At 64.7% G+C, this 12,878-nt stretch carries 8 protein-coding genes; 3 read left to right on the forward strand and 5 right to left on the reverse strand.

Annotated elements, in window-relative coordinates; genetic code table 11:
- Window positions 1-33 precede the first annotated feature (33 nt).
- From BH95_RS17870 to BH95_RS17880, 3 genes are read left to right on the forward strand one after another with little or no spacing between them, the layout of a single operon-like run.
- Complete coding sequence (locus BH95_RS17870; protein ID WP_037183357.1) at window positions 34-927, forward strand: ABC transporter ATP-binding protein; 894 nt, start codon at window positions 34-36, stop codon at window positions 925-927.
- Window positions 924-1,640 (forward strand): ABC transporter permease, encoded by a 717-nt coding sequence (locus BH95_RS17875; RefSeq protein WP_037183359.1) that lies wholly within the window; start codon window positions 924-926, stop codon window positions 1,638-1,640. The genes BH95_RS17870 and BH95_RS17875 overlap by 4 nt, the downstream gene beginning before the upstream one ends.
- Window positions 1,637-2,389 (forward strand): ABC transporter permease, encoded by a 753-nt coding sequence (locus BH95_RS17880; RefSeq protein WP_037183361.1) that lies wholly within the window; start codon window positions 1,637-1,639, stop codon window positions 2,387-2,389. Before BH95_RS17875 ends, BH95_RS17880 begins: the two co-directional genes overlap by 4 nt.
- Window positions 2,390-2,414: 25 nt before the next feature.
- On the opposite strand, the gene BH95_RS17885 is transcribed toward BH95_RS17880, so the two are convergent.
- The 5 genes from BH95_RS17885 to BH95_RS17905 all read right to left on the reverse strand — a co-directional run bounded on the left by BH95_RS17885 (window position 2,415) and on the right by BH95_RS17905 (window position 12,845).
- Window positions 2,415-2,894: a DUF4265 domain-containing protein gene (locus tag BH95_RS17885; protein WP_033189336.1), complete on the reverse strand. Its 480-nt coding sequence runs from the start codon at window positions 2,892-2,894 to the stop codon at window positions 2,415-2,417.
- Between the two features lie 122 nt (window positions 2,895-3,016).
- The gene (locus BH95_RS17890; protein ID WP_027498815.1) at window positions 3,017-4,561 is read right to left on the reverse strand and encodes an acyl-CoA carboxylase subunit beta; all 1,545 of its coding nucleotides are present in this window, start codon (window positions 4,559-4,561) and stop codon (window positions 3,017-3,019) included.
- Window positions 4,562-4,564: 3 nt separating this feature from the next.
- Window positions 4,565-9,658 (reverse strand): polyketide synthase Pks13, encoded by a 5,094-nt coding sequence (gene pks13 / locus BH95_RS17895; protein WP_037183363.1) that lies wholly within the window; start codon window positions 9,656-9,658, stop codon window positions 4,565-4,567.
- 48 nt (window positions 9,659-9,706) lie between these two features.
- Complete coding sequence (fadD32, locus tag BH95_RS17900; RefSeq protein WP_019667133.1) at window positions 9,707-11,605, reverse strand: long-chain-fatty-acid--AMP ligase FadD32; 1,899 nt, start codon at window positions 11,603-11,605, stop codon at window positions 9,707-9,709.
- 220 nt (window positions 11,606-11,825) lie between these two features.
- A complete protein-coding gene (locus tag BH95_RS17905; protein ID WP_019667132.1) occupies window positions 11,826-12,845 on the reverse strand; it encodes an LLM class F420-dependent oxidoreductase in 1,020 nt (339 codons plus the stop codon).
- Window positions 12,846-12,878: the final 33 nt, after the last annotated feature.

The following is a 12,878-nucleotide window of genomic DNA, read 5'->3' on the forward strand; positions in this document are numbered from 1 at the left end:
GATTCCATCCTCGATCCGCGGCAGGGTCGAGGCATGGACATCGTCAGAACTCACAGCCTCGTCAAGCGATACGACAACCACACCGTCGTCGACGACGTGAACCTCGCCATTCCCGAGGGCTGCGTCTACGGTTTCCTCGGTCCCAACGGATCGGGCAAGTCGACGACGATGAAACTGCTGCTGTCTCTGATCCGGCCGACTTCCGGTGAAGTGGAAGTGTTCGGTCGACCGATGAACTCTGACACCCGACGCGAATTGCTCACCGAGATAGGTTCGTTGATCGAATCACCACCCGGCTACGGTCACCTCACGGGCGCAGAGAACATGAAGATCGTGCAACGATACCTGGGCTCGACCGACGACCAGATCACTCGCGCCGTCGCCACCGTTCGACTGCAGGACCAACTGAACAAGAAGGTGAAGAACTACTCACTCGGAATGAAGCAGAGACTCGGAATCGCCATGGCACTGGCCCGCGAACCCCGACTTCTCGTGCTCGACGAGCCCACCAACGGACTGGATCCCGCGGGAATCGAGGAAATTCGAGCCCTGCTGAAGCATCTCGCCGAGCACGGAGTGACCGTCATGGTGTCGTCGCACCTCCTCGGCGAGATCGACAAGACGGCGAACGTACTTGGAATTCTCAGCGAGGGGCGACTGATCTTCCAAGGCAGCCGCGACCAACTTCTTGCCGCCTCCACTCCCGACGTCGTCATCGACATCCTCGGTTCAGACAACCCCAATTCCACTGCTGAACAACAGCTTCGGGATCGAGAGACGCTGCGTATCCCATCCGTCGACGACCTTCACACCGCCCACGTCGTCGGCGAACTCGTCGCATCCGGAGCCGGGGTCTACGGAGTCCGGCGAGACGAGCAGTCACTCGACGACGTCTTCATGAACCTCACGAGCGGCGGAAGACTGTGAACATACTGCGCAACGAGTTCGCCAAACTGCGGCATCTGCACCTCGTGGCCCTTGCTGCGTCGATGACCGCCGGCATCGTCGCGCTGACCGTCGTCGGAACGATGACAGGGGATGCCGCACAGCACGCCTCGGTACTGTCCCTCGCCGGACTGTCCCTCGCGTTTCCCCTCGTCTCGCCGCTCATGATCGCCGTAGTCGCAAGCCGAACCATCGACATCGAACACCACGGCAACGGATGGCTTCTCAGTCGCGCCACCGGAGTGGCCCTCGGTGAACTCCTACGTGCCAAGGTGGTATCCGCTGGACTCGTCGTCACCACAGCGACCGTCGCGGCCGTCTCCCTCGGGGCGCTACTCGGCGGAACGAAGCCGCTGTGGACATGGCTCGGTTACGCAGGCGCGATGGTCGTCGTCAATCTCGCGGTCCTGACGCTGCACCTGACGGTTTCGACACTCGCGGTCAACCAGCTGATCTCGCTGGGAATCGGCGTCCTGGGCACCGTCGTCGCGATCTGCGCATCCGGATTTCCCTCGTGGCTGGCACATCTCACACCGTGGGGGTACTACGCACTCGCGTCCGCCGCGGACTACCGAGGCGACCACGTCATGACACTGTCCCCGTCCTACACCAGTGTGGCCGGGCTCGCCGTCGTCGGCGTCGCACTGTTTCTGTTCGTCACGGCTCGGCTCGATCGACAGGAGTTTCTGGCATGAACACCGTTGCCGCCGAACTGATCAAACTCAAACGATCCCAGAGCCTGACCGTCGTGATCCTGCTGCCCATCCTGATAGTCGGAGTCGGAACATTCAATACAGTTCTGTCCGGAGAACAACTTCAGAACGGTTGGCACACACTCTGGTTGCGAACGGTGGTGTTCCACGGCCTCTTCCCGCTCGCACTGGGAGTCGCCCTCCTGGCATCGCTGATCTGGAAACCCGAGCACGACAGAGGGAACTGGAATTTCCTGATGAGCGGCCGGGCCCCCTCGCTACGAATCGTCGTCGCCAAGACCTCGGTCGTGGCACTCCTCACCGCTGCCATGCAGGTGTCGATGGTCGCGACAGTCCTCGTCGTCGGCAAACTGGTGTTCGGACTGGACGGACCACTGCCCGCGCCGTTGTGGATCGCCGCCGGGTTGACCATCTTCGCGGCGGTTCCACTGGCCGCAGTGCAGTCCGCACTGTCGATGCTCGTCGGATCCTTCGCCGTACCGATTGCCCTTGCGCTGGTCGGCGCAGGCGTCTCGGCATTCCTGCTCACCGCCGACGTCGGTGCCGCCATCGTCGTACTGCCGCATGCCTTGGTCTCGCGTGCAACACAACTCGCCACCGGCACCTTCGGAGACGGTGGCTCGCTCACCGCGGGATCCACCCTGTCCGTAGTCGGCGCGACCATATTTCTCTCTGCTGTGGCAATTGTCGGCTCGAGCAGAATCCTCGACCGTCGGGATGGTCGTTCCTGATCACGTGACGGGCCCAGGCACGCGATCAGGCGTCGCGAAATTCCTGGGTGAGCGCGCCACCTTCCCAGTCCCATCGGCCGTCGGCCGCGCCTGCCATCAGCAGTTGCTTGATGGCACCATGGTCGACCGACGACGGAAGATTCAAAGCGAGCAAGTTGAACTGTTCGGCGCCTTCGCCTTCGGCACCCAGTTCCCCGAACACGTCCATCACCGACTGAAGGGTCTCCCCGCCGTCCCGCAACGGGATGACTCTGACCGTGCAGTTGTCCGACGGTTCGACGGTGTCCTGGACGACGAGTTCGCCGTCCGCGTTCTCCTCGACACGGACGATGTCGCCTTCGGCAGCGCCCCGAACGAAGAACGGCGTGTTGTTGAGCTCGACGAGATCGTCACCACGGGGTATCGCCCACATACGCTCGGAACCCACAGGTGGCCAGTTGTCCTCGGTCCTGGGCAGCTCGAAGACCACCTTCACCAATGCCGTCGTTTCACGCCCCGCAGTCATTCGGACAGCATGCCAGACCACCTCGAACTCTCCACCGACACATCAGGCACCGGAAACGTGGACCGAGGGAGCGACGGCGGTCCTTGCTCAGCATGCGGCAGGGGGCAGCCACCCAGCAACAGTCAGATCGGGAACAGGTGGTGCTTCCGTGGGTTCTTGAAGACTTCCTTGTCCTTCAGCAATTTCAGCGCCTTGCGGAGCTCGAGGCGGGTGCTCGAGGGCTCGATGACGGCGTCGATGTAGCCACGCTCCGCGGCGACCCAGGGAGTGGCCACGTGCTCGTTGTAGAAGTTGATGAGCTGCTGACGCACGGCGGGAGCGTTCTCTCCCGCGGCGGCCATCTGCTTGCGGCCGATGATGTTGACGGCACCTTCGGCACCCATGACGGCGATACGCGCTGTGGGCCAAGCGAAGTTGATGTCGGCACCGAGCTGCTTGCAACCCATGACGGCGTAACCGCCGCCGTAGGCCTTGCGGACGACGACGGTGACCTTGGGTACCGATGCTTCGATGTAGGAGAACAGGAATCGGCCACCGCGTTTGATGACGCCGACCTTCTCCTGGTCGACGCCGGGGAGGAAGCCGGGTGTGTCGACGAGGAAGACCAGCGGAATGTTGTAGGCGTCGCAGATGCGCACGAAACGTGCTGCCTTGTCGGCACTGTCGGCGTCGAGTGCACCGGAGAGGTACATCGGCTGGTTGGCGACGACACCGACGGACCGGCCGTCGACACGGGTCAGACCGGTGATGACGTTGGGTGCGATCTCCGACGACATCTCCAGGAATTCACCGTCGTCGAACAGCCGAAGGATGATGTCGTGCATGTCGTAACCGGCGTTGTCGGCGTCGGGCATGATCTTGTCGAGCGACAGGTCGGAGTCCGTCACCTCGGGTTCGAGACCCGGGTTGACGACGGGTGGGTCTTCCTGGCAGCTCGACGGCATGTAGCTGAGATAGTTGCGAACCCAGTCGAACGCGGCCTTCTCGTCGGGCGCGACGTGGTGCACGTTGCCGTACTGCGCCTGCTTGCGTGCACTTCCGAGGTCGTCGAGGCTGACGTCCTCGCCGGTCACGGACTTGATGATGTCCGGTCCGGTGACGAACATGTACGCCTCTTCGGTGGCGACCACGACGTCGGTGTTGATGGGCGCGTAGACGGCACCGCCTGCGCACTTGCCGAGGATGACCGAGATCTGCGGGCACATTCCGGACAGCGGCTCGTGGCGACGCCCCAGTTCGGCGTACCAGGCCAGGGACGTCACGGCGTCCTGCACGCGAGCGCCACCGGAGTCGTTGATGCCGATGACCGGGCATCCGACCCTGATGGCGAAGTCCATCACGCCGGCGACCTTGCGGCCGAACATCTCGCCGACAGTTCCGCCGAACACCGTCTGGTCGTGCGAGAAGACGGCGACGGGGCGACCGTCGACTGTTCCGTGACCGGTGACGACACCGTCGCTGTAGAGAGCCGACGGGTCGTTGGGCGCTTTCACCAAGGCGCCGATCTCGACGAAGCTGCCGGGATCGAGCAGCATGTCGATGCGTTGCCGGGCACTGGGGATGCCCTTCTTCGCGCGCTTGGCGATACCGATCTCACCTGCCGGTTCCTTGGCAAGTTCGAGGTTGGCCCGCAGGTCGGCCAACTTTTCGGCGGTAGTACCAGTCAAGATTTAGTCTCCGGTTCTCAGCGACTCGATCTCATCGAGCTTCTTCGTCATGTGTGCCGCAATTCGTCCAATGTACGGCTCATCGACGACGGCGAGATGGTCGCCTCCGATTTGCACGATCTCGAGATCCTTCACGACCGGTCCCCAGCCGCCGTGATCCTCACGAGTGGCGTAGGCAGGCTCGAGCGCGATGGCGTCGTCGTGGTACTTGTCCGCCATGTACAGCGTCACCGGGCCGCCGTACGGCTTGAGCTCCGCTGTTTCGATCGCGCGGTTGTCCAGCCACGACGTGCGTTGGTGCTCGATGATTCCGCCCGGGATCTTGGCGCCGCTGAGCTTGACCAGATCGGTGATGATCCGGATCTGGCCTTCGTCGTCGGCTTCGACGAGCTTGTCGTACGGAATCGGGTAGTCGACGTCGTACGTCTTCTTCGCGAACTTCGCGTACCGCTCCCACCGACGACGAACCTCGTCCTTGGTGTCGGGAATCTTCGCACCCGGCATGACGGTGTCGAGGAGTCCGACGTACGCGACCTCGATGCCCTCTTCCTCCATCTGACGGGCGACCTCGTAGGCCAGGATGCCGCCGAGGGACCATCCGACGAAGACGTACGGGCCCTCCGGCTGGATCGCCTTGATCAGCGGAACGTACTCCGCCGCACGGACTGAAATCGGCCCCTCGACGCGCTCCAACCCGTACATCGGAGTACCCGCAGGGAGCTTGCGCAGCAGTGGTTCGTACGCGACCGTCGAGCTGCCGGCCGAGTGGAACGCGAACACCGGTGTCGCGGTGGATCCTTCCGGACGTGGACGCAGATTGCGGACGAGACCGTCGATCTCTCCGCCCTCGAGGTGCGGACGCACCTTGTCCGCGAGCTGCTCGATCGTCTCCGAATCCAGCACGTCGTCGAAGGTGATCTCGCCGCCGGCCCGCTCGGTGAGGCGCGCCGCCAACTTCTCCGCGGTCTCGTCGTCGAGAATCGGGAGCGTGTTGAAGATGCCCTTGGCGGATTCCTTCGTCACCACGGCCCACGTCGCGAACGTCATGCGCTCGGCGTTGTCACGTGGCGGAACATCGGATCCCGCTGCTTCCGCGAAAGCTTCCTTGCCACCGAGATCGGTCTGCGCGGACGGCGCCGGCTGGTACTCCGCACTCGGCGTCGCAACCTCGTCCGACGCGACGGCGGTGTCGACTGCGGCGTCCCGTGCCCCCGCTCCGGCCTCGGCAGCCTTCTCGGCTTCCTTTTCCGCTTCCTTCTCGGCCGCCTGCTTGTCTGCGAGAGCCTGAACTTCCTCACGGTTCTCGATCGCGTACCGCAGGTACTTCTCCACCTCGAGGAGGTTTGCGTCCCGGACGGCCTGCAATTGAACAGTGGGGATGTCGAACTCGTACTCCACGCGGTTCTTGATACGGACGGCGCTCAGGGAATCGAGACCGAGCTCGATGAGCGGGATCTCGGGAGGCAGGTCCTCGGGTGCGTACCCCATGGACTCGGCGACGATGATGGCCAGGCGGTCTTCGAGCTTCTGGTTGCCGTTGGGATCCCAACGATCACCGAAGTCCTCGACAACCTCCGGCAACTCCTCCACTCCGGGCCGGCCACGGTCCACGACACCCGTGGATGGCTCGGCGACAACAGGTTCCGGCAGCGCCTCGCCCGACGTCACGACGGCGTCGTGCAGCAACGTGAACGACGAGCCCGCGTGCGCGTGCACCTGGACGGACGCTCCCCCGAGGTGCGGGGTCAGCGTGGTCACCAAGGTTCCTGCGGTCGGGATGGCGGCGTGCGACACCGATGCACCGAGCGCAACGCCCGAGAAGACCTGCGCTGCCGCGGCTTCGACCAGAGTTCCCAGAGACTCGACGCTCGGCGCCTCGACCTCCCAGACGTGCCTGCCGTCCGGGAGGGCGACGTGCGATCCCGGAATACGGCCGCTACCACTGGAATTGACGCGAGTGTTCAGCCAGAACTCCTTGCGGAGGTAGGCCGTACGCGGGATGGGAGCGTAGCCACCTTCGGCGAAGAGAGTCGGCAGATCCAGGGCGTGGCCGTGGACGTACAGCTGCGCCAGGGCAGCGAGGAACGTCTCGGACTCGTCTTCCTTGCGCTTCAAGGTGGGAATCAGCGTCGAGTCCGCAACACCGGCAGCCCATGCCGTCGCCGCCACGGACATCAGCGCGACAGGATTGGGAGCCAGTTCGACGAACGTCGTGTGGCCGTCTCCGACAGCAACATTGACGGCCTGGGTGAAGTTCACCGGGTGCCGCATGCCCTTGACCCAGTAGTCGACGCCGTGGATGGCCTCGTGTCCGACGCGGTAGTGCGCCTCGAGATCGACGGACGAGTAGACCCCGGCCGTCAGCGTGCTGGGCTCGATGCCTGCAAGTTCGGCGGCGAGTTCGCCGAGCAGCGGATCGACGGCGGACGTGTGGCCCGCGCCCTTGACGTCGAGAAGGCGAGCCATCTTTCCGGCTGCTTCGGCGACGGTGACAAGTTCTTCCACCTGCGCACGAGGCCCACCGACGGTGGTGTGCGTCGGCGCGGCGTACACGCAGGGCTCCACGTCCGGGAACTGATCGGTCAGGGCAGTGACCTCGTCGGCGGTGTACTCCACCAATGCCATTGCGCCCTGCGACGCGGCTCCCAGACCGTCCTGGCCCTCGGCGAGCAGTCGCGAGCGGGCGTAGATGATCCGCACGGCGTCTTCCAGGTTGAGCCCGCCTGCGACGTATGCGGCGGCGACCTCACCCATCGAGTGCCCGATGACGGCGGCGGGCTCGGCGCCGTGCGCACGAAGCGTTGCAGCCAAAGCGATCTGGATGACGAAGATACCGACCTGCGAGTTCTCGAACTCGTACGTCTGCGAATCGTCGAGGATGATCTCCTTGATGGAGTAGCCGGCCTCGTCGATCAGCAGTTCGTCGACCTCGTCGAGTGCCGCCGCGAAGATCGGGTTGGTGCGGTACAGCGTCGATGCCATCTTGCGATGCTGCGAGCCGAAGCCGGAGAACACCCACACAGCACCGTTGGAGGCCGGCGAATCAGCGGAAAAAACACCCTGCCCGGGCTTACCGGCCGCGATGGCACGAAGCCCCGTGATCGCTTCCGCTCGGGTCTTCGCGAGAACCACTGCACGCGAACGCCCGTGGTTACGCTTGGCCAACGCACGGCCGACGTCCGCAAGAGGCGTCGTGCTGCCTTCTTCGGTCTCGAGCCAGTCGGCGAGATCCGATGCGGCGCGCTTACGGCGCGATGGCAGAGCAGCGGACACCGCGAGGACGACCGTCTCGTCGACCGAAACGGACTGCTCCAGAATTTCTTCGGCCTCGGCGACGGGATCGGTGGTCTCGATCTCCGAGACCGGCGAAACACCCTCTACCAAGACAGCTTCCGGATCAACCGCTTCCGGATCGAAACCCTCCGAAACTTCGTCGGCGACATACTCCTTCACCACGACGTGGGCGTTGGTGCCGCCGAAGCCGAAGCCGGAGATACCCGCGACGGCCTTGCCGGTGTAGCGCGGCCATTCGGAACCCTCAGGAATGACCTTCAGGTGTGCCTTGTCGAAGTCGATGTACGGGTTCGGTCCCGCGTAGTTGAGCGAGGCAGGCAGACGGTTCTGCTGCATGGCCAGCACGACCTTGATCAAACCTGCTGCACCGGCGGCAGATTCGAGGTGACCGAAGTTGGTCTTGGCCGATCCGAGCAGTGCCGGCTTGTCTGCGTCGCGGCCACGTCCGACGACACGTCCGAGAGCGTCGGCCTCGATGGGGTCACCGAGGATGGTTCCCGTGCCGTGCGCCTCGATGTAGTCGACGCCGGACGGTGCGATACCTGCATCGCGATAGGCGAAGCGCAGCGCGTCGGCCTGAGCATCCGGGCTCGGTGCGAGCAGCCCGTTGGAGCGTCCGTCCTGATTGACGGCCGAGCCTGCGACCACTGCGAGAATGTTGTCGCCGTCGCGCTTGGCGTCCTCGAGCCGCTTGAGTACGACGAGGCCACCACCCTCGGAGCGAATCATGCCGTTGGCGTCGGAGGAGAACGCCTTGATCTTGCCGTCGGGCGCGAGCACACCGGTCTGACCGAAGCCGACGGTGATGGGCGGTGCGAGCAACATGTTGACGCCACCGGCGACGGCGAGGTCCGACTCACCGGTACGCAGGCTGCGCACGGCCTGGTGGACGGCGACGAGCGAGGACGAGCACGCGGTGTCGACTGCGATGGACGGGCCACGGAAGTCGTAGAAGTACGAGACGCGGTTGGCGACGATGGCCGTCGACGTTCCGGTCAGGGCGTACGGGTGCGCCTTCGGGTCGCTGACGGCGAGGAGCTGATAGTCGTTGGACGAGCTGCCGATGAAGACACCGACCTGCGAGCCCTTGACCGAGCTGGCGGGGATGCGCGCGTGCTCGAGCGCCTCCCAGGTGAGCTCCAGAGCCAGCCGCTGCTGCGGGTCGACGTTGACGACTTCGTTGGGCGACATCGCGAAGAACTCGGCGTCGAACGTCTTGACGTCGTCCAGGTAGCCGCCCTTGGTGACGGTGGCGTCGACGGCTGCCTTGATGGCCGGGTCGGAGGTGAACTCCTCCCAGCGGCCGTCGGGCAGATCGGTGATGCCGTCGCGGCCCTCGCTGAGCAGGGCCCACATCTCCTCGGGGGTGGTGCCTGCTCCGGGGAAACGGGTGGAGACGCCGACGATGGCGATGTCGTGCGAGTCTCCGGCGACGATGCCGCGGGTGTAGAAGGAGTCGTCGACATCGCCCGCGGGTACCTCGGGTTCGCCCTCGATGATGATCTTCGCGAGCGACGCGATCGTCGGGTGCTGGTAGACCACCGTCGCGGTCAGCGTGACTCCGACGAGCTCCTCGATCTCACCGCTCAGTGCGACCGCGTCACGCGAGGACAGGCCGAACTCTTCCATCGGCCGGTCGTCGGAGATCTGGTCCGGTGACTGGTTGGTTGCCTCGGCGACCCAGTTCCGTAGCCACTCGCGAAGCTGAGCGACAGTCAAGTCGCCGTTCACAGGAGTGGAGCCTGCGGAATGACCGGACGCTTCTGACGCACGCTGGATCTTGTCGGTTTCTTGTTCAGCCATCACTCACCAAGTTACGTGTAGAAGGAAACGGGACCCGATCCGAAGACGTCAGTCCGGCAGTTCCGCGTCGGGGAAGGCCTGCTGCTGGTAGCCGCCGCGCAGGGTGCCCTCGATGTAGGCGGCCTTGCAGGCGCGGCGGGCGATCTTGCCGCTGGAGGTGCGGGGGATGGATCCGGCCGGGACGAGCAGTACGTCGCGGACGGTGACGCCGTGCCGTGCCGAGATGGCGGCGCGGACCTCGTCGGCGATGGGCTGCGGATCTGCCTTGCCCGCGCCCGGGGCGCGCTCGGCGACGATGACGAGTTGCTCGGCGCCGTCCTCGGGATCCTTCGTCAGCGCGGAGCCGCTGAAGTCGAAGACGATGTCCGGGAGCTGGTTGAGCGGGACCGAGAAGGCGGCGACGAAACCGGGGCGCAGTGCCTTGCTGGATTCCTGCGCCGAGAATTCGAGGTCCTGCGGGTAGTGATTGCGGCCGTCGACGATGACGAGGTCCTTGACGCGGCCGGTGATGTACAGCTCGCCGTCGTGGTAGACGCCGAAGTCTCCGGTGCGCATCCAGTTGGCGCCGTCCGGGGCACCGTCGGCGTGCGAGCCGGTCGCGATGCGGCTGACGAGCTTGTTGTGGAACGTCTCCGTGGTCTCGGTGTCGCGACCCCAGTAGCCCTGACCGATGTTCTCGCCGTGAAGCCAGATCTCGCCGACGTGGTCGTCGGCCTGTTCGGTCGCGGAGTCCGAGTCGACGATCGCTGCCCACTGACTACGAGCGACGGTGCCGGTCGAGACCTGCGGAATCGCGCCCGGGGCGTCGGCGTCGACGACGACGAAGTTGCCTGCGTTGAGCTCGGTGCGGTCGACGTAGACGACCTTGGCCTCGTCGGCATGCTTGCTGGTGGAGACGAACAGCGTCGCCTCGGCCATGCCGTAGGACGGCTTGATGGCCGACTTCGGCAGGCCGTACGGGCCGAACGCGTCGTTGAACTTCTTCATCGACGTGGTGGTGACCGGCTCGCTGCCGTTGATGAGGCCGATGACGTTGGAGAGGTCGAGTTTCTCGCCGTTCTTCGGCAACCCGCGCTGCGCAGCGTGCTCGAACGCGAAGTTCGGGGCGGCGGCGAAGGTGCCTGCACCGTCGGAGACCGCGGCGAGTTCCTTGATCCAGCGCCACGGCCGCTGCACGAACGCGCGGGGGCTCATGATGGTGATGTACTTGCCGCCCAGCGCGGGCAGGATGACCGTCAGCAGGCCCATGTCGTGGAACATCGGCAGCCACGTGACGCCGCGCGAGTCCTCGTTGATCTCCATGCTGTCGACCATCTGCAGCGCATTGACGCCGACCGCGCGGTGCGTGATCTCCACGCCTGCGGGGACGCGGGTGGAGCCGGAGGTGTACTGCAGGTACGCGATGTCGTCGAGCTTGGCGGCGGGCTCGACCCAGGTCTCGCCGACGCTGTCCGGGATGGCGTCGACAGCGATGACGCGGGGGCGCTCCTTGGCGGGGAGTGCACGGAAGAAGGCGCGGACACCGGCCGCGGAGTTGGTGGCCGTCAGGATCGCGGTAGGGCTGCAGTCGCCGAGGACCGCGTGCAGACGGTCGGTGTGACCGGGCTCGTCGGGGTCGAACAGCGGCACGGCGATGGTGCCTGCGTAGATGGCGCCGAAGAATGCGACGACGTAGTCGAGGCCCTGCGGAGCAAGAATTGCGACGCGATCACCGGGCTGGGTGACCTGCTGCAGCCGTGCTGCCACCGCGCGAAGACGCTTGCCGAACTCGACCCAGGTGAGCTCGTGTGCTTCACCGTCACGTTCGCGGGAGTAATCCATGAACCGATAGGCAAGAGTGTCGGCGTTCTCGGCGACGTTCACCTCGACGTGGCGGACGAGCGTCTTGCCTTCGGCGATGGTGATGTGGCCGTTCTCATCGATGTAGTCATCGAATGTGTGGCTCATGGTGTTCGTTTCTCCTCCGACGGTGTCCGCTGCGATTGCGCTTCCCGAAGCTGGCGCCCCGGAGCTCTTTCGGCCCGCGCCCCGACTTCCTTTTCACTCACGACTCGCACCCGAACTGCGTGAATATTACTAGCTGGTAGCTTGCCTCACGGCAAATACTTGCTGTCTTCGTCATGCTCCTCCGAAACGGCGGCGCATGCCCGGAAGACACGTCCTTCGGTCACTCGCCTTTCAACAGGTCGATGACCGGAGCGAACGCTTCCATCTGAGTGGGGAAAACCCCGACATAGGACATCGTCGTTTTCGCGCGAACGTTACGGATTTGATCTGCGATCTCCTCGTATGTCCCGAATGCGAGGTACGGCGACGTCAGGATGTCCTCGACGCTCAGCTTCACGTCCACGTCGACGTTGGGCGGATATCCGTTGTCCAATGCGGCGAGCGCCATCTCCGCCATCTGCTCGCGATCGTCGGTGACGACGATGGTCGTGATGGCCCAGTTCAGTTCGATCTCGTCGAAGCGATCCCCGGCTGCTGCGCGAATGAGCTCGACGCGTTCGAGGGTTTGCTCGAGCGTCATACCGGAGAGCTTGAGCTTGCCTTCCTTCGTGCTGGCCGGAACCACCGAGATGATGTCCGCGTACTTGGCCGCGAGCGCGAGCATGCGAGGGCCGCCGCCACCGACACAGATGGGAGGACGAGGTCCCTGCCGCGGACGAGGGCTGCCCTTGAGTCCGGAGATCTGGAAGTGCTTGCCCTCGAAGTTGCACTCCTTGCCGCGCAGCAAGGTGTCGAGGATCTCGAGGCTCTCCTCCAGCTTCTCGATGCGGATACCGGGCTTGTCGTACTGGATGCCCGCCTTGTCGTACTCGTCGCGCATCCAGCCCGCGCCGAGACCGAGCTCGAGGCGACCGCCGGACAGCACGTCGATGGTGGCGGCGTCCTTGGCGAGAATCGCCGGATGCCGGAAGCCGTTGGCGAGGACAGCCGTACCGAGCCTGATCTTGTCGGTCGCGACGGCCAGGGCGCCCAGCGCAGCGATCGGCCCGACCTGGTTGCCCAGGTGATCGGGGATCATGAAGCTGTCGTACCCGAGCTCCTCCGCCTGCTGAGCCAGCTTGACGAACTTACGCGCCCCGCCCTCCTCCGCGTTGCCTTCTCCGCCTGCCGCGAATCGGAACTTGCGCAGTGCCGTGACGTGCCCTTCTGCGGGCAGATCGGGGGCCTGGGCAGAACACATGTATAGGTCTCCTCGTGCGGTCATCTTCGGTGC

The organism is Rhodococcoides fascians A44A (assembly GCF_000760735.1).
GTDB classification, from domain to species: Bacteria; Actinomycetota; Actinomycetes; order Mycobacteriales; family Mycobacteriaceae; genus Rhodococcoides; species Rhodococcoides fascians_E.

Bases quoted from the DNA above. Each gene is read 5' to 3' on its own strand.
- BH95_RS17870 (WP_037183357.1), top strand. From the start codon at position 34: ATGGACATCGTCAGAACTCACAGCCTCGTCAAGCGATACGACAACCAC.
- BH95_RS17880 (WP_037183361.1), top strand. From the start codon at position 1,637: ATGAACACCGTTGCCGCCGAACTGATCAAACTCAAACGATCCCAGAGC.
- BH95_RS17885 (WP_033189336.1), bottom strand. From the start codon at position 2,894: ATGACTGCGGGGCGTGAAACGACGGCATTGGTGAAGGTGGTCTTCGAG.
- pks13 (WP_037183363.1), bottom strand. From the start codon at position 9,658: ATGGCTGAACAAGAAACCGACAAGATCCAGCGTGCGTCAGAAGCGTCC.
- fadD32 (WP_019667133.1), bottom strand. From the start codon at position 11,605: ATGAGCCACACATTCGATGACTACATCGATGAGAACGGCCACATCACC.
- BH95_RS17905 (WP_019667132.1), bottom strand. From the start codon at position 12,845: ATGTGTTCTGCCCAGGCCCCCGATCTGCCCGCAGAAGGGCACGTCACG.